Consider the following 17,884-nt stretch of genomic DNA (forward strand, 5'->3'; position numbering starts at 1 on the left):
GGGTTTCCGGATCAGTGCTCGCCTGCTGGCCTGCCTACATCCGGCTGATGACCATCATCAGGCCGCCCAGCCTCCGGATCCGATTCCGGATTGCCAACAGTTGCACCACCAGTCGGCCCGCTGTCGCCCCAGTTCTTCGGCGCCCGTGGCTCGCGACCCGCCATGATATCGTCAATCTGGTGGCGATCGATGGTCTCATACTTCATGAGTGCTTCAGCCATCAGGTCAAGCTTGTCGCGATTATCGATCAGCAACTGCTTGGCCTTCTCGTAGCACTCATCGATGATGTTGCGCACTTCCTCATCAATCCGCTGAGCGGTCTCTGGCGAATACACCGTGTGCGACTGACCGGCGGAACGGCCAAGGAACGGCTCCTCACTGTCGGTATCGTACTGCAAAGGCCCCAGCTTCTCGGAGAGACCCCAGCGCGCCACCATGTTGCGGGCGATGCTGGTGGCACGTTCGATGTCGTTGGAGGCACCGGTGGTGACACCGTCAAAACCGAGGGTCAGCTCTTCAGCAATACGACCACCAAACAGACTGCAGATCGAGCTGATCAGGTAGCGCTTGGAGTGGCTGTACTTATCTTCTTCCGGCAGGAACATGGTCACGCCCAGTGCCCGGCCACGGGGAATAATACTCACCTTGTAAACCGGATCATGCTCCGGCATCAGGCGACCTACAATGGCATGCCCGGATTCGTGGTACGCCGTGTTGCGCTTTTCTTTCTCGTTCATGACCATAGATTTGCGTTCAGCGCCCATCATGATCTTGTCCTTGGCCAACTCCAACTCTTCCATAGAGACCAGGCGCTGGTTGCGGCGGGCTGCAAACAGCGCAGCCTCGTTCACCAGGTTCGCCAGATCAGCGCCTGAGAAACCAGGGGTACCACGGGCAATCAAGGCCGGATCAATGCCCTCAGCCAGGGGCACCTTCTTCATATGTACCTTCAGGATCTGCTCCCGGCCAATGATATCCGGCAGGCTGACGACCACCTGACGGTCGAAGCGCCCCGGGCGCAGCAGCGCCGGATCCAACACGTCGGGCCGGTTAGTGGCAGCAATGACGATAACGCCTTCGTTACCCTCAAAACCGTCCATCTCAACCAGCAACTGGTTCAGCGTCTGCTCCCGCTCGTCGTGGCCACCGCCCATGCCAGCGCCACGATGGCGACCGACCGCGTCAATTTCGTCGATGAAGATAATACACGGGCTCTGCTTTTTCGCCTGTTCGAACATATCGCGAACACGGGACGCGCCCACACCCACAAACATTTCCACGAAATCGGAACCCGAGATTGAGAAGAACGGCACCTTCGCCTCACCGGCAATGGCTTTGGCCAGCAGCGTTTTACCCGTACCCGGAGGACCGACCATCAGAACACCGCGAGGAATGCGGCCGCCCAGGCGCTGAAATTTGCTGGGATCCCGCAGGAAATCCACCAACTCCTTTACATCTTCCTTGGCTTCGTCGACCCCGGCAACGTCAGCAAACGTCGTCTTGATCTGATCTTCACTCATCAGTCGGGCTTTGCTCTTGCCGAACGACATGGGGCCCTTGCCGCCACCGCCGCCCTGCATTTGCCGCATGAAGAACACAAACAGCGCTATGATGATCAGAATCGGGAACGCTGCAACCAAAAGCTGAGTCCACAGGCTCTGACGCTCCGGCTCCTTGCCGATCACCTCAACCTTGTTGGCGAGAAGGTCGTCCATGAGCTTGTTATCGGACACCTGAGGCCGGATGCTCTGGAACTGGGAGCCGTCATTGCGAACACCCTGAACCTGCAGACCATCGATGGTTACTTGCCGCACCTGACCCTGCTGGACCATTTCGACAAACTGCGAATAATTAACTTGCTGTCCTGTGGTGGTGGGAGAGAAATTCTGAAACACCATCAGCAGCACGGCGGCTATAATCAGCCAGAGAACCAGATTTTTTGCCATATCGTTCAAGGATCATCACCTGTGAATTGCAGTGCTGGCCACGTATCACCAGCCCTTTCTTGACACCTTACACCAAATATACGTCTGCCCACCAGAAACGGCCTAACCGTAACAGCCACAGAATGCGGGCGCTAACACTATGATGGGCGCGATATCTGAAATTACAACGGCAGCCATCCAGTAAGTGAATACAGCCATTCGTCGCAAGCAGGTATCTGTTACACTAGCGCGATTATACGATGTTCTCAGCGCTATGCCGCTGACCTTTTGTTAATCGCACTTATTAAGAGATTGCATCATGAGCCTTTCCGCGGAGCAGCGCCGAGAATTCCGGGCCATCGCCCACAACCTGAAGCCCGTCGTCATTATCGGTGACAACGGCCTGTCCGAGGGCCTACAGGGCGAGCTTGAGCGAGCGCTGAACGATCACGAGCTGATCAAGATCAAGGTAGCCAACCCGGACCGCGAAGCACGCCAGGCCGCGATTAAGGCCGTTTGCGAGAGCTCTGGCGCGGAACTGGTACAAACCATCGGCAAGATTGCCGTGATTCTGCGCCGGGCCAAGCAGCCGAACCCGAAACTCTCCAACCTGCTTCGCAACCGCTAGTCCCAGGCGACAAAAAAGCCGGCCCGGGGTAACCCTGGCTGGCTTTTTTTGTTTGTCTGCGGCTTAAATGTATTCCACCTCGGCAATTTCGTACTCAACGGTACCGGATGGTATGCGCACCGCCACCACATCGTCGACGTGCTTGCCCACCAACGCCCGGGCAATCGGAGACGACACCGACAGTTTGCCCGCCTTGATGTCTGCCTCATCCTCACCCACGATCTGGTAACAGACTTCTTCGTCGGTCTCGACGTTGATCAGGTGAACCGTGGTGCCGAAGATCACCTTGCCGGTGTTCTCCATGGTGGTGACATCAATCACCTGAGCCGCAGACAGCTTGCCTTCAATTTCCTGAATGCGACCTTCAATGAAGCTCTGCTGTTCACGGGCGGCGTGATATTCCGCGTTCTCCTTGAGATCGCCATGTTCACGGGCATCGGCAATGGCCGCAATCACCCGCGGCCGATCTTCCGATTTCAGCTTTTTCAGCTCCTCGCGCAGGCGCTCCTCGCCTACCTTGGTCATTGGTACTCTTTCGGACATGATCTTATTTTCCTGAGTGCAAATCCTGTAAACGGCGAACGGTACGCTCCGGGCCAAACTTGATGGCCCGACAGAAGGCTTCACCCCCTGCCAGCGTGGTGGTATAGGTTACTTTGGTCTGAATCGCCGACTGACGAATCTGCGCCGAATCAGAAATGGCCTTGCGGCCTTCTGTGGTGTTGATGACCAACTGTACCTGTCCGTTCTTGATGGCGTCGACAATGTGTGGACGCCCCTCACGCACCTTATTTACCAGCTCCACTTTCAGCCCTTCCGCTTCCAGCGCCTTGGCAGTGCCGGTGGTGGCAATGATGCGGAAACCGGCTTCAATCAGGTCGCGGGCGACACTGGCGGCACCAGGCTTGTCAACATCCCGAACCGACATGAAGGCGGTACCCTTGGCTGGCAAACGCTCACCAATGGCCAGCGACGCCTTGGCAAACGCTTCGTCAAAGCTATCACCCACGCCCATCACTTCGCCGGTCGATTTCATTTCCGGCCCCAGAATTGGGTCTACCGCCGGGAACTTGTTGAACGGGAACACAGACTCCTTCACGGCGTAGTAAGTCGGCACAATCTCTTCGAGGAAGTTAAGCTCCTTAAGGCTCTTGCCCGACATCACCCGGGCGGCCACCGCCGCCAGCGATACACCGATGGCCTTGGACACGAACGGCACCGTGCGGGAGGCGCGCGGGTTCACTTCGATCACGTAGATCTCGCCGTCCTGGTAGGCCAGCTGGACGTTCATCAGGCCGACCACATCCAGCTCGATGGCCATTTTCTTGACCGCCTCGCGCATGTCGTCCTGCACCTGTCTGGGCAAGCTGTACGGCGGCAGCGAGCAGGCGGAGTCACCGGAATGCACACCGGCCTGTTCAATGTGCTGCATGATGCCGCCGATGACCACGTCTGTGCCGTCGCAAATGGCATCAATGTCCACCTCGATGGCGGCGTTGAGGAAGTGATCCAGCAACACCGGGCTGTCGTTGGAGACCAGCACGGCATTGCGCATGTAGCGGGTCAGTTCGGTTTCGTCATAGACGATTTCCATGGCCCGACCACCCAACACATAAGACGGGCGCACCACCAGCGGATAGCCGATGTCACGGGCCGCCAGAATGCCTTCTTCATGGCTGCGCACGGTGGCGTTTTCCGGCTGTTTCAGGCCCAGGCGCTGGATCATCTGCTGGAACCGCTCACGGTCTTCGGCGCGGTCGATGGCGTCCGGGCTGGTGCCGATGATGGGTACGCCAGCCGCCTCCAGGCCACGGGCCAGCTTCAGCGGCGTCTGGCCGCCGTACTGAACAATCACGCCTTTGGGTTTCTCGACGTTGATGATTTCCAGCACGTCTTCCAGGGTAATCGGTTCGAAGTACAACCGGTCGGAGGTGTCGTAGTCGGTCGACACGGTTTCCGGGTTGCAGTTGATCATGATGGTTTCATAGCCGTCTTCACGCATGGCCAGGGCCGCATGCACACAGCAGTAATCAAACTCGATGCCCTGCCCGATGCGGTTGGGGCCGCCACCGATCACCACAATCTTATCGCGATCCGACGGCTCGGTCTCACACTCTTCCTCGTAGGTGGAGTACATGTAGGCGGTATCAGAGGCAAACTCGGCGGCGCAGGTGTCCACGCGCTTGTAGACCGGGCGGATGCCCAGGTCGTGGCGCAGTTTGCGCAGGCTGACTTCAGAGATGCCCAGCAGCTTGGCCAGGCGGGTGTCCGAGAAGCCTTTGCGCTTGAGGCGGAACAGTGTGGCTTTGTCGATGTCGGCTTTACCTGCGGACTTCAGCGCCTGCTCTTCACGAATCAGGTCTTCAATCTGCACCAGGTACCAGGGGTCCACTTTGGTGTGCCGGAACACGTCTTCAACCGACAGGCCAGCCCGGAAGGCGTCGCCGATGTACCAGATGCGCTCGGCACCCGGCACGTTGAGCTCGCGGGTCAGGGTTTCCCGGGCGTTCTCCGATTCAAACTCTTCGAGCTTCTCGTCAAAACCGTCGGAACCCACTTCCAGGCCGCGCAGCGCTTTCTGCACCGATTCCTGGAAGGTGCGGCCGATGGCCATGACCTCACCCACGGATTTCATCTGGGTGGTCAGGCGGGCGTCAGCCTGGGGGAACTTCTCGAAGGTGAAACGGGGAATCTTGGTGACCACGTAGTCGATGGAAGGCTCGAACGAGGCCGGGGTAACACCACCGGTGATTTCGTTCTGCAGTTCATCCAGCGTGTAGCCCACCGCCAGCTTGGCGGCCACTTTGGCGATCGGGAAGCCGGTGGCTTTGGAGGCCAGCGCCGAGGAACGGGACACCCGCGGGTTCATTTCGATGACAACCATGCGGCCGGTGTCCGGGTTGATGCCGAACTGGACGTTGGATCCGCCGGTTTCCACACCGATTTCACGCAGCACCGCCAGCGAGGCGTTGCGCATGATCTGGTATTCCTTGTCGGTGAGGGTCTGGGCCGGTGCCACGGTGATGGAGTCACCGGTATGCACGCCCATGGCGTCGAAGTTTTCGATGGCACAGACGATGATGCAGTTGTCCGCTTTGTCGCGCACCACTTCCATCTCGTACTCTTTCCAGCCGATCAGAGATTCGTCAATCAACAGCTCGTTGGTGGGCGACAGGTCCAGCCCCCGGGTGCAGATCTCTTCGAACTCGTCCTTGTTGTAGGCGATACCGCCACCGGAGCCGCCCATCGTGAACGACGGACGGATGATGCAGGGAAAGCCGATGTCTTCGGAGATTTTCCAGGCTTCGTCCATGGAATGGGCGATGGCGGCGCGGGGGCACTCCAGGCCGATTTTCTTCATCGCCTTGTCGAAACGGTCACGGTCTTCGGCTTTGTCGATGGTATCGGCATTCGCGCCGATCATTTCAACGCCGTGCTTTTCCAGCACGCCGTGCTTTTCCAGGTCCAACGCGCAGTTCAGTGCGGTCTGACCACCCATGGTGGGCAACAGGGCGTCGGGCTTTTCTTTCTCGATGATCTTTTCAACGGTCTTCCAGGTGATCGGCTCGATGTAGGTGGCATCGGCCATCACCGGGTCGGTCATGATGGTCGCGGGGTTCGAGTTCACCAGGATTACCCGGTAACCCTCTTCGCGCAGGGCTTTACAGGCCTGGGCGCCGGAGTAGTCGAATTCGCACGCCTGCCCGATCACAATCGGGCCTGCGCCCAGGATCAGGATGCTTTTGATGTCTGTACGTTTTGGCATGTCTTGGTAAACCTGTCAGCAACTTTTGAATTCTGGCAGCGCACTCTGGGCGCCGGTGAGTTATCCGTGGCGGGCTCTGCTTCAGGCGGAGCGCGCTTCCATCAACTGGATAAACTCGTCAAACAGTGGTGCCACATCGTGCGGGCCCGGGCTGGCTTCAGGGTGGCCCTGGAAACTGTAGGCGGATTTGTCGGTGCGCCGCAGGCCCTGGAGCGTGCCATCGAACAGGGACTTGTGGGTGGCCTGAACATTGGCGGGCAAGGTCGCCTCGTCCACGGCAAATCCGTGGTTCTGACTGGTAATCATCACGGTGCCTTTGCCGATATCCTGCACCGGATGGTTGGCGCCGTGGTGGCCATGGCCCATTTTCATGGTTTTAGCACCGCTGGCCAGCGCCAGCAACTGGTGGCCGAGGCAGATGCCGAACACCGGGATGTCGGTTTCCAGAACGTCCTGGATGGCTTTGATGGCGTAGTCACAGGGCTCGGGATCACCAGGGCCGTTAGACAGGAAGATGCCATCCGGGTTCATCGCCAGCACCTCGGCAGCCGGTGTCTGAGCCGGCACGACGGTGATGTCGCAACCACGGGCAGCCAGCATCCGAAGGATGTTGTACTTGACGCCGTAATCCCAGGCGACAACCTTGAAGCGGGCGTCGCTGCGCTCCGCGTAGCCACTGTCGAGATCCCACTCGGCCTGGCTCCACTGGTAAGGCTTTTCGCAGCTGACAACTTTTGCCAGGTCCATGCCCTTCAGGCCGGGAAAGGCTTTTGCCAGTTCGAGAGCGCGTTCCGGGGTTGCGTTTTCGCCGGTTACGATGGCGCCGTTCTGGGAGCCTTTGTCGCGCAAGATGCGGGTGAGCCGACGGGTATCAATGTCGGCAATGCCAACGATGTTGTTGTTCTTCAGGTAGTCACTCAAACTACCTTTGCTTCGCCAGTTTGAGGCCAGCAGGGGGAGGTCGCGGATGATCAGGCCAGCGGCGTGCACGCGGTCGGATTCAATGTCTTCTTCGTTGATTCCGGTGTTTCCGATGTGCGGGTATGTCAGGGTGACGATCTGGCGCGAGTAGGACGGGTCGGTCAGGATTTCCTGATAGCCGGTCATGGCGGTGTTGAAGACCACCTCGCCGCTGGTTTCTCCGTCTGCGCCGATGGCGGTGCCGTGGAAGAGGCTTCCGTCTGCGAGTGCAAGGATTGCTGGTGTGCTCAAGGCTTGTATCCTCATCGAGTGGCGTAAGTTCGTCACGAACAGGAACGCAAGCGCATAATCTCAGGTTGCAAAAAAGCGAGACGAGGTAAAACCCGGTCCCGCTTTTATAAACTTTTCAAAGGTACGCTTGGTGCAGTCAAATCGCCATATTGTAAACTATTTCGGCGATTTTTGTCCACGAGGAATTCAAGGTTGAGCTAAGCCTATAGTCCGGCCGAAGGCATGGGTTCCCCTTCCGAAAACCGCTACGAGCACATCCATGTGCGCTTCTTTCAGGCCATCCATGGCCTTCAAAATTTTCGGAAGGGGAACCCATGCCTTCGCCCTACGAGCTAACCGCAAAATTACCCATCACGAAAAAGCAGCCCTTTGACTTTCCGCGCCCCTCCACAAAAAAGATCAGCTTTTCAGCCCTAACACATCCTGCATATCATACAAACCGGCGGGCTTGCCCTTCAGCCATAAGGCTGCACGCATCGCGCCTTTGGCGAAGGTCATTCGGCTGCTGGCCTTGTGGGTGACTTCAATGCGCTCGCCTTCGGTGGCGAACAGTACGGTGTGGTCACCCACCACGTCGCCGGCGCGGATGGTTTCGAAGCCGATTTCTTTGCGGGTACGTTCACCGGTGAAGCCTTCTCGGCCGTAGACCGCGCATTCTTTCAGATCGCGACCCAGGGCATCGGCGACAACCTCGCCCATGCGCAGGGCAGTGCCGGAGGGCGCGTCTTTTTTGTGGCGGTGGTGGGCTTCGATGATTTCCACGTCGTAGTCGTCACCCAGGGTTGCTGCCGCCGTGCGGAGCAGGTTGAGGACGACGTTGACGCCAACGCTCATGTTGGGCGCAAACACGACGGGCGTGGATTCAGCCGCCAGTGCCAGCTGCTCTTTTTCGGCGTCGGTCAGGCCGGTGGTACCCACCACCAGCATTTTGCCGTTGGCGGCGCAAAAGCGTGCGTTTTCGAGGGTGAGATCAGGGAAGGTGAAGTCGACGAGTACGTCGAAATCATCTGTTACGTCCTCCAGACTGCCAGCCATGAGCACGCCGGTTTTCCCGACCGAGCTCATTTCTCCGGCATCGGCGCCGATCAGGCTGCTGCCCGGCTCGACTATGGCGGCGCCCAATTCCAAGCCTTCGGTGCCGTCGACGGCTTCGATCAGCACTTTGCCCATGCGCCCGGCGGCGCCGATGATTGCTACTCTCATGTTCTCATTCCCGTGTCTGGCGCGGCTGATCAGAATTTCATTTCGTCGAAGAAGCTCTTCACACCCTCAAACCAGGAGGTTTTCTTGGGGGCGTGATGGGTGCCGTTGTTGCCGTCGAGGGTTTTCTGGAACTCTTCCAGCAACTCTTTCTGGCGCTTGGTCAGGTTAACCGGCGTTTCAACAATGGCACGGCACAATAAATCGCCCGCGGCACCGCCGCGCACCGGGCTTACGCCTTTGTTGCGCAGTCGGAACAGTTTGCCGGTCTGGGTTTCCGGCGGGATCTTGAGTTTAACGCGGCCATCGAGGGTCGGCACTTCCAGCTCGCCGCCCAGGGTGGCATCAACGATGCTGATGGGCACTTCGCAGTACAGGTTGCGACCGTCCCGGGTGAAGATGGAATGCTCTCGCACCGCAATCTGCACGTACAGGTCGCCGGGAGGCCCTCCGTCGACGCCCATTTCGCCCTCTCCGGACAAACGGATGCGGTCGCCGGTATCCACTCCAGGCGGGACTTTCACCGACAGGGTTTTTTCCTGCCTTACCCTGCCCTGGCCGTGGCAGGATTTACAGGGATTCTTGATGATCTGGCCCGAGCCACGACAGGTCGGGCAGGCCTGCTGTACGGTGAAGAAGCCCTGCTGCATGCGCACCTGGCCCATACCCTGGCACGTGCCACAGGTTTCGGGCCGGGAGCCTTTTTCAGCGCCGCTGCCTTCGCAGGTGTCACACTCTTTGTGGCCAGGGATATTGATCTTGACGGTTTTGCCTTTGACCGCCTCTTCCAGGTCGAGCTCCAGGGTATAACGGAGGTCGGCTCCGCGGGTATTGCGCCCCCGGCCACCGCCACCGCCGAAGATGTCGCCAAACACGTCACCGAAGATGTCGGAGAAGCTGCCTCCACCGCCAAAGCCACCACCGGCCTGGCCATCCACACCGGCATGGCCGAACTGGTCGTAGGCCGCGCGCTTGCTGGAGTCCGCCAGAATCTCGTAGGCTTCAGTGGCTTCTTTGAACTTGCTGTCGGCGTCTTTATCGTCCGGGTTACGGTCCGGGTGGTACTTCATCGCAAGCTTCCGATAAGCTCGCTTTATTTCCTTCTCGTCCGCTTCCCGGGATACCCCGAGCACTTCGTAATAATCGCGCTTGGCCATGCTTCAAAACCCTGTTGGTATAACAAGGAAAACGCGAGACCGGCCCGCGTTTTCCCAACTGCTTGAGTTACTGAGAATTACTTCTTGTCGTCGTCTTTGACTTCTTCAAACTCGGCATCAACGGCGTCGTCAGCACTCTGCGCCTGAGCATCGTCCTGGCCACCGGCCTGCTGGGCGTCTGCCTGGTCGGCATACATCTTCTGAGCCAGCTCGGACGACACTTCGGTCAGCTTCTGGGTTTTGGCTTCGATGGCTTCCTTGTCGGAACCTTCCAACGCCTCTTCCAGGTCTTTGATGGCCGCTTCGATGGACTCTTTCTCGCTGTCGGTAACCTTGTCACCGGCCTCAGTCAGAGTCTTGCGTACCGCGTGAACCATGGCATCGCCCTGGTTACGAGCCTGCACCAGCTCTTCGAACTTGCGATCTTCCTCAGCGTTAGCCTCGGCGTCGCGCACCATCTTCTCGATTTCATCGTCGTTCAGGCCGGAAGACGCCTTGATAACGATCGACTGCTCTTTACCGGTCGCCTTGTCTTTGGCCGACACGTTCAGAATACCGTTGGCGTCGATGTCGAAGGTCACTTCAACCTGCGGCACACCACGCGGCGCCGGCGGAATATCGGCCAGATCGAAACGCCCCAGAGACTTGTTCTGTGTCGCCTGTTTGCGCTCACCCTGCACCACGTGAATGGTGACCGCTGTCTGGTTATCTTCCGCGGTAGAGAAGGTTTGCGACTTTTTGGTCGGAATCGTGGTGTTCTTCTCGATCAGCGGCGTTGCCACGCCACCCATGGTTTCGATACCCAGGGTCAGCGGGGTTACGTCCAGCAGCAGAACGTCTTTCACGTCGCCCGACAGAACCGCTGCCTGAATAGCCGCACCCATGGCCACAGCTTCGTCCGGGTTTACGTCCTTACGGGCCTCTTTGCCGAAGAACTCTTTTACCTTTTCCTGTACCAGCGGCATACGGGTCTGACCACCGACCAGAATCACCTCATCGATTTCACTGGCCTTCATACCGGCATCCTGCAACGCCACTTTACAGGGCTCGAGGCTGCGCTGAACCAGATCCTCTACCAGTGACTCCAGCTTGGCGCGGGTCAGCTTCACGTTCATATGCTTGGGGCCAGACGCGTCGGCCGTGATGTACGGCAGGTTAACGTCGGTCTGCTGGCTGCTGGACAGTTCAATCTTGGCCTTCTCTCCGGCCTCTTTCAGACGCTGCATCGCCAGGGAGTCGCCACGCAGGTCGATGCCGCTGTCTTTCTTGAACTGGTCCGCCAGGTATTCGATCACTTTCAGGTCGAAGTCTTCACCACCCAGGAAGGTGTCACCGTTGGTGGCCAGAACTTCAAACTGGTGCTCGCCGTCAACGTCAGCAATCTCGATGATGGACAGGTCGAAGGTACCACCACCCAAGTCGTATACCGCTACGGTGCGGTCACCGCTCTTCTTGTCCAGGCCATAAGCCAGGGCAGCGGCGGTCGGCTCGTTGATGATCCGCTTCACTTCCAGGCCTGCGATGCGGCCCGCATCCTTGGTGGCCTGACGCTGGGAGTCGTTGAAGTAGGCCGGAACAGTGATAACCGCTTCGGTCACTTTCTCGCCCAGGTAATCTTCTGCAGTCTTCTTCATTTTCTTCAGAACTTCTGCAGACACCTGCGGCGGTGCCATCTTCTGGCCTTTGACTTCTACCCAGGCGTCACCGTTATCTGCTTTGGCGATCTTGTAGGGCACCATCTTGATGTCTTTCTGAACAACATCGTCTTCAAAGCGACGACCAATCAGACGCTTGATGGCGTACAGGGTGTTGCTCGGGTTGGTGACCGCCTGGCGCTTGGCCGAGGGGCCAACCAGAGTTTCGTTGTCGTCGGTGTACGCGATGATCGACGGGGTGGTGCGATCACCCTCGGCGTTCTCGATCACTTTCACCTTGTCGCCATCCATGATGGCCACACAAGAGTTTGTTGTTCCCAGGTCGATACCAATAATTTTGCTCATCGATTCACTCCAATCTTGCTGAATTCTGTTCCGGAAGCCGGTTATTCCGGCGGTCGCTGTTTACTCGCTATATTGGCGCTTTGGCCAGCTTTTCAAGCCTGCTCGTCGATTTTTGGTGCATCTTCTGCCTTGGCTACCACCACCATGGCAGGGCGCACAACGCGGCTGTTCAGCAAGTAACCCTTCTGAATAACCGCCACGACGCTGTTGGGTTCGGCATCCGGCGCCGGAACCATTGACATCGCCTCGTGATGCTGGGGATCGAACGGCTCACCCACCGGGTTCAACTGCTCGACATTGAATTTTTTAAGGCTGCTCAAAAACAGACTCAGGGTCATTTCCACGCCTTCACGGATAGACTTGACCACATCGCCGGCCTGCTCCTGGCCTTCGGTGCTCTCAACCGCTTTTTCCAGACTGTCAGCCACCGGCAGCAGCTCTTTTACAAACTTCTCAAGCGCGAACTTGTGCGCCTTTTCAACGTCGATTTCCGCCCGGCGACGTACGTTCTGCATCTCGGCCTGAGCTCTCAGCGCCTGTTCCTGATACTCCTGCAACTTCGCCTGCAAGGCATCGGCTTCCGAATCTTCCCCGACGGGCTGTTCCGGCGCGGCCTGCTCGTCACCCGCCATCGCCTCGTCCGCCGCTTCGAAAGCTTCGTTGCGCTCGTCTACCTGCTCATTGCGCTTATCGTCCGCACTCATGACAACTCCTCAAAGGCTCGAATCACTCACTTTGCCGACAAATATGGGGACCACTCAGGGGGTTTCAACCACCAACCCCAGATTCTTTTGTGTTTTTTACATCCAGATTTGCAACTGACAAAAACACTGTATATATTCACAGCCACTGTATAAAACAACAGGTCACGAACAACGGCAGCACTGAACCGGAGCGGAGGTCAACACATGCTCACACAACTCATTGTTACCAATTACGCCATCGCAGAACGGGTTGAGCTTAACTTCCATCGGGGCATGACAGCCCTCACCGGTGAGACCGGCGCCGGAAAGTCCATTGTTCTTGATGCACTCGGCTTGGCCATGGGCGGCCGGGCAGACGCCGGAGCTGTTCGCCATGGCGCACCCCGCGCTGATATTACCGCCAGTTTCGATATTGCCCGCATTCCGGAAGCCAGGGCCTGGTTGGAGGCCCGCGAACTGGACGAAAAAGCCGACTGCATTCTGCGCCGCACTATTCGTAAAGACGGCCGCTCCAAAGCCTTCATTAACGGCCAGCCCTGCCCGCTTTCCCAACTGAAAGAACTGGGCGGCATGCTGATGGACATTCACAGCCAACATCAACACCAGTCGTTATTGCACAAAGACACCCACAGAAAACTGCTGGACGAGTTTGCCGGCGCACTGCCCCTGGCGGAGTCGACCGCTCAGGCTTGGCGCGCTTGGAGCCAGGCAAAGAAGAAGCTGGAGCAACGCCAGCAGAACGCCGACGAAACCGAAGCGCGCCTGCAACTTCTGCGCTATCAGGTAGAAGAGCTGGACAAGCTCGGGCTGGCGGACGGCGAACAAGAAGTACTGGAAGCCGAACAGGCACAGCTGAGCCAGGCCGATACCGTATTGCACAGCAGCCACCTGGCGGCACAGCTATGCACGGAAGACGACACATCGGCAGCCAGCCTGGTGCGCCAGGCACTGCAGCAACTGGAGCAGTTACCAACGGAAGTTCCGGCATTGTCCGACACCCTCGGCATGCTCAACGACGCCTACATCCAGATTTCCGAAGCGGGCGACAATCTTCGCCGTTTCGTTGACGACTATGAAGCAGACCCAGCGCGGCTGGCCGAGGTTGAGGAACGACTGAGCGCTGTTTTTCAGATGGCCCGCAAGCATCGGGTTTCGCCCGAAGAGCTACCGGGGCTTCATCAACAGCTGAGCGCCGAACTTGCAGAACTCGATGGCGGCGCTGGCAGCCTCGAACAGTTGGAAGCCGAACTGGCGGAGTTACGGGCCAGTTTCGACACACTGGCCGCCGAACTGACCGACAAACGCCAGGCCGCCGCCATTGAGCTGGATCAGCGCGTGGCCCGGGAACTGGCCCAGCTGAGCATGCCCTCGGTGCAGTTTGTCAGCCACCTTGGCAGGAACGATGAGCCCGCACCCCACGGCATGGAAGATATCGAATTTCTGGTAAGCGCAAACCCCGGCCAACCGGCACGCTCACTGGCCAAAGTGGCCTCCGGTGGTGAGCTTTCCCGGATCAGTCTGGCTATTCAGGTCGTGGTGGCACAAACCTCCACAACACCAACGCTGGTGTTCGATGAAGTCGATGTGGGTATCGGAGGCGGTACCGCAGAAGTGGTGGGCAAACTGTTGCGAGCGCTCGGTGAACAAGGGCAGATCCTCTGCGTTACCCACTTGCCGCAGGTCGCAGCGCAATGCCATCAACACCTGTTTGTCAGCAAGTTCACCCGCGAGGACGCCACCTTCTCAACCATCAAAACACTGGATGACCATGGTCGAATCAGTGAGGTGGCCAGAATGCTGGGCGGCGTAGACATGACCGAGCAGACAATCGCCCATGCCAGAGAAATGTTTGTGAAAGGCCAAGCAACCCATCACTAACCCCCTCTCGCTTGAGCGAGTTGTCGGGCCAGCAAACTGCTGGCCCCTTTTTCTTTTCTGAACTTACTTGTCGGATTTCAGCGGTTTCACATACAGCGTCAGGCTGTGATCCACGATCTCGTAGCCGTGTTCCGCTGCAATTTTCTGCTGCCGCTCTTCAATGATTTCGTCCACAAACTCGATCACTTCGCCGGTTTGGGTACAAACCATATGGTCGTGGTGATCTTCACCCGCCATCTCAAACACCGCATGACCACCCTCAAAGTTGTGGCGCAACACAAGGCCAGCCGCCTCAAACTGGGTTAACACCCGGTAAACGGTTGCCAGCCCAACGTCATCCCCCTGATCCAACAACTTTTTGTACACATCTTCAGCACTAAGGTGATGCTCCTCAGCGTTTTCAAGAATGTTAAAGATTTTTACTCGCGGGAGAGTAACCTTCAAACCGACTTTTCGTAATTCGGTGTTCTCAGATGACATGTTACCATTCGCTCTTTGGTGTGCCTGACAGCTTCCGGTATTATGAAGCCGCTTTATAACGGGCCAGCCGTTTCAATCCTGCGCTTTGCAGGCGACTTCAAGATAGAGGATTTCCCCCGGCGATGCAAAAGCTCCCCGCTATCGTTCTTATTGGCATTATATTCTTGTCCGGCTGTGCGTTTCCGGGCGTTTACAAAATCAACGTTCAACAGGGTAATATCGTTACGGATGAGGAGTTGACGGCACTCGCCGAAGGCATGCCGCGCCGCCAGGTACATGCGCTGCTGGGCTCACCTCTGATGCTGAACCCGGTAGATCCGTCACGGGAGTACTACGTGTATACCTTCCAGCGTAAGGGGCGGGAAATCCGGGAGCAACGGATCATCGTTTACTACGATAACGATCTCTTTAGCCATTACGAAGCGCAATTACTGGAAGAGACACCCGCCTATTAAAGGTCAGGCTTTCTTCCTGGCCCGGTTAGCTCGCGCCTGCTTGGGGTCTATCTTCAGCGGGCGATAGAGCTCGACGCGGTCCCCCTCCCGAAGAACATGCTCCGCAGGCACTTTTATTACTTTACCGAACACCCCCATATCGATGTTATCAACATCAATTTCCGGAAAGAGCTGATCGATACGGGACAGCCGGACAGCTTCAATGGCCGTAGTGCCCGGAGGAACAGATACCAGCACTATTTGCTGTTTGTCAGGCCGGGCAAAAGCAACCTCAACTTCCATTGGCAAGCACTCCGTTATAGACCTGATCCGCCCGACGACAGAAAGCATCAACCATGGTGTTGGCAGCCTGATTAAACACCGGCCCGAACGTCATTCGGGAAAGCGAGCTGGCGAACTCAAACTCCAGGGTCAGAATGACTTTACAAGCCTGTTCGTTCAACGCCCTGAAGTGCCAGCGACCAGACAGGTTTCTCAGGGGCCCGTCCACCAGCTTCATTTCTATCGCCTCCGGCACCAGCAACTGATTCTGGGTGGTCAGACGATGCCGCACACCACCCTTGGCAATATCCAGCGAAGCCGTGATTTCAGCCTCACTTTGCTGGTGTATTTCCGCACCCGAACACCAGGGCAAAAATTCGGGGTACCGGGCAATGTCGTTCACAAGGTGAAACATTCGTTCTGCCGAGTGCATTACCAATGCGGTTTTATCAATCTGATGGGGCATGTAAACCGGTATTCCTGCATGACATCGTACATCACCCGCTCTGCGGGACGTCAGACACTATGATAAAGGATATCAGGCTGCTTTGGCGCGCTTTCTGAAGCTGGCTCTTGACCCTGGTCGAGTTCACCCCGCTCAGGCGTTACCCTGACAGGCCGGGCTGCGGACGCATCAGGGTCTTCGGGCTGCGACGGCGGTACCGCCTGCTCTTCGGGCACGCACCAGAACGCCGAACTGGCGTTATCGCAAAGGTTGGCTAACGACACAAAGGTATACTGCATGCCCACCCACGCCGCCACCACCGGCAAAACCAGGCGCATAACCCAGAACCAGAGCTTTCTGAAAAAATAAGGCGCGGCGCCCAGAATCAGAGTGGCGTAGCGCCGTGTCAGACACCAGCCGAAAAAGGTTGCCAGAAGCACAGCAACGGCGGGCACCAGAATGCCACCCGCGACCAACTCAAGCCAGCGGAAGAGCGTAGCGCCCCCGGGCCGGTAGTTCGCCCAGAGATTGAATGAAAATAGCGACGCCAGCCCCGCAAGCCAGACAGCGCTACCGACGAAGACCACGGACCAGCCTCTGGGCGCACCTGTCCACTCACGGAACCACCCAACAACGGGCTCCAGCAACGAAAGAGTAGTTGCCCAAACGATCATGACGATCAGCAAAAACGCCAATGCAATAAACACCTGGCTGAACGGCACTCCCGCCAGCGCCACCGGCAAAGAGACAAACAGCAGGCTGAAGCCCCGTTCGCCATCCATGATACTGCCATTCACCACAGAAAAGAGCATAAGCCCCGCAATAATCGCCACCAGCGTGTCAACCAGAACCACCGCCAGCACTGAGCGTTTGAGCCGGGTATGCCCGGTTGAGTAGGCGCCGAAAACCGCCCAGACTCCCATACCGAACCCGAGAGTATAAAATGCGTGAAACAACGCCGCCTTAACACTGGCCAGGCTTACCTGCTCCGGCCGCATTACCAGCAGTTTGCTGATGCCCGGGGCCAGGCTGCCAAAGTGCACGAACAGCGCGAAAAGAAGCAGCAGCAACACCAGCGTGGCCGGAACGATAATCCGAACCGCACGCTCAAGGCCGGCAGCCACACCCTGGGCCGACACAGCCAGCGCCAGCAGCAGGAACAAGGCATGCCAGGCCATGAACGGTCGATAATGGTTTGGATCGGAAACAAAATCGGTTAGCAGGTTGGCCGCAGACACCATGGACAGGCCATCGAAGCGCCCGAAAGCACCAAAAAAGGTATAGGCCAGAACAATACCGCCGAACACCACCGTGAAGGAGAGCACCAGAAATGCCGCCAGCACACTCAGCGGCCCGGCTGCACGCCAGAATGGCGGGCAACCGGCGTTCTTTACCATTCCCGCCATCGTCAACACGATGCCATGCCGTGCATGGCGCCCCAGTGCTGCCTCGGCCACCATTAACGGTAAGGTCACCAGCAGCAGGCACGCCAGATAGATCAGAATAAACAGACCACCACCATGGGTGCTGACGATGTAGGGAAACTGCCATAGGTTCGCCAGGCCAACCGTGGCGCCCACAGAAGCCCAGAAAAATGTCGATTTACGGGTGAAGGACCCGGTTGGAGTCTGGTACTTACGCAGCATTTTTGCCCCTGGCCAGTATAAACCCGGCATTGTAGCCGAACCCCGGCCCCGGGAACGAGCCAAAACGCCATTCTCTGATGAATCCGTGACCGCCATCCAGCTCCTGGGCTACAATGCGCCTTTTGCT

At 57.8% G+C, this 17,884-nt stretch carries 15 protein-coding genes; 3 read left to right on the top strand and 12 right to left on the bottom strand.

Features of this window, described 5'->3' with window-relative positions:
* Window positions 1-11 precede the first annotated feature (11 nt).
* The gene (gene ftsH / locus C7H09_RS08410; protein WP_240616538.1) at window positions 12-1,955 is read right to left on the bottom strand and encodes an ATP-dependent zinc metalloprotease FtsH; all 1,944 of its coding nucleotides are present in this window, start codon (window positions 1,953-1,955) and stop codon (window positions 12-14) included.
* A gap of 289 nt (window positions 1,956-2,244) precedes the next feature.
* Between ftsH and yhbY the strand changes: the two genes are divergently transcribed.
* Window positions 2,245-2,553 (top strand): ribosome assembly RNA-binding protein YhbY, encoded by a 309-nt coding sequence (yhbY, locus tag C7H09_RS08415; RefSeq protein ID WP_106762112.1) that lies wholly within the window; start codon window positions 2,245-2,247, stop codon window positions 2,551-2,553.
* 63 nt (window positions 2,554-2,616) lie between these two features.
* On the opposite strand, the gene greA is transcribed toward yhbY, so the two are convergent.
* From greA to grpE, 7 genes are all read right to left on the bottom strand, one after another.
* Window positions 2,617-3,096 carry a transcription elongation factor GreA gene (greA, locus tag C7H09_RS08420; RefSeq protein WP_106762113.1) on the bottom strand — a complete coding sequence of 160 codons (480 nt, stop codon included), beginning with the start codon at window positions 3,094-3,096 and terminating at the stop codon, window positions 2,617-2,619.
* A gap of 4 nt (window positions 3,097-3,100) precedes the next feature.
* Window positions 3,101-6,319, bottom strand: coding sequence for a carbamoyl-phosphate synthase large subunit (carB, locus tag C7H09_RS08425; protein WP_106762114.1), 3,219 nt, complete (start codon window positions 6,317-6,319; stop codon window positions 3,101-3,103).
* Window positions 6,320-6,400: 81 nt separating this feature from the next.
* Window positions 6,401-7,531, bottom strand: coding sequence for a glutamine-hydrolyzing carbamoyl-phosphate synthase small subunit (carA, locus tag C7H09_RS08430; RefSeq protein WP_206074296.1), 1,131 nt, complete (start codon window positions 7,529-7,531; stop codon window positions 6,401-6,403).
* Window positions 7,532-7,930: 399 nt separating this feature from the next.
* Complete coding sequence (gene dapB / locus C7H09_RS08435; protein ID WP_106762116.1) at window positions 7,931-8,734, bottom strand: 4-hydroxy-tetrahydrodipicolinate reductase; 804 nt, start codon at window positions 8,732-8,734, stop codon at window positions 7,931-7,933.
* A 29-nt stretch (window positions 8,735-8,763) separates the two neighbouring features.
* The gene (dnaJ, locus tag C7H09_RS08440; RefSeq protein WP_106762117.1) at window positions 8,764-9,888 is read right to left on the bottom strand and encodes a molecular chaperone DnaJ; all 1,125 of its coding nucleotides are present in this window, start codon (window positions 9,886-9,888) and stop codon (window positions 8,764-8,766) included.
* Window positions 9,889-9,965: 77 nt separating this feature from the next.
* Window positions 9,966-11,888: a molecular chaperone DnaK gene (dnaK, locus tag C7H09_RS08445; RefSeq protein ID WP_106762118.1), complete on the bottom strand. Its 1,923-nt coding sequence runs from the start codon at window positions 11,886-11,888 to the stop codon at window positions 9,966-9,968.
* A 92-nt stretch (window positions 11,889-11,980) separates the two neighbouring features.
* Window positions 11,981-12,592, bottom strand: a complete 612-nt coding sequence (grpE, locus tag C7H09_RS08450) for a nucleotide exchange factor GrpE (protein WP_106762119.1) — start codon at window positions 12,590-12,592, stop codon at window positions 11,981-11,983.
* 204 nt (window positions 12,593-12,796) lie between these two features.
* Between grpE and recN the strand changes: the two genes are divergently transcribed.
* Complete coding sequence (gene recN, locus C7H09_RS08455; RefSeq protein WP_106762120.1) at window positions 12,797-14,470, top strand: DNA repair protein RecN; 1,674 nt, start codon at window positions 12,797-12,799, stop codon at window positions 14,468-14,470.
* A 63-nt stretch (window positions 14,471-14,533) separates the two neighbouring features.
* Here the strand turns inward: recN and fur are convergent, their stop codons facing one another.
* Window positions 14,534-14,950 carry a ferric iron uptake transcriptional regulator gene (gene fur, locus C7H09_RS08460; protein WP_106762121.1) on the bottom strand — a complete coding sequence of 139 codons (417 nt, stop codon included), beginning with the start codon at window positions 14,948-14,950 and terminating at the stop codon, window positions 14,534-14,536.
* A 122-nt stretch (window positions 14,951-15,072) separates the two neighbouring features.
* Between fur and C7H09_RS08465 the strand changes: the two genes are divergently transcribed.
* Entirely contained in the window at window positions 15,073-15,405 is a 333-nt protein-coding gene (locus tag C7H09_RS08465) for an outer membrane protein assembly factor BamE (RefSeq protein ID WP_106762122.1), read from the top strand.
* 3 nt (window positions 15,406-15,408) lie between these two features.
* Here the strand turns inward: C7H09_RS08465 and C7H09_RS08470 are convergent, their stop codons facing one another.
* From C7H09_RS08470 to C7H09_RS08480, 3 genes are read right to left on the bottom strand one after another with little or no spacing between them, the layout of a single operon-like run.
* Window positions 15,409-15,687: an RnfH family protein gene (locus tag C7H09_RS08470; protein ID WP_106762123.1), complete on the bottom strand. Its 279-nt coding sequence runs from the start codon at window positions 15,685-15,687 to the stop codon at window positions 15,409-15,411.
* Entirely contained in the window at window positions 15,677-16,132 is a 456-nt protein-coding gene (locus C7H09_RS08475) for a type II toxin-antitoxin system RatA family toxin (RefSeq protein ID WP_106762124.1), read from the bottom strand. The genes C7H09_RS08470 and C7H09_RS08475 overlap by 11 nt, the downstream gene beginning before the upstream one ends.
* Before the next feature lie 50 nt (window positions 16,133-16,182).
* Complete coding sequence (locus C7H09_RS08480) at window positions 16,183-17,757, bottom strand: sodium-dependent transporter (protein ID WP_106762125.1); 1,575 nt, start codon at window positions 17,755-17,757, stop codon at window positions 16,183-16,185.
* Window positions 17,758-17,884: the final 127 nt, after the last annotated feature.

The organism is Marinobacter fuscus, from assembly GCF_003007675.1.
In the GTDB taxonomy this organism is placed as follows: domain Bacteria; phylum Pseudomonadota; class Gammaproteobacteria; order Pseudomonadales; family Oleiphilaceae; genus Marinobacter; species Marinobacter fuscus.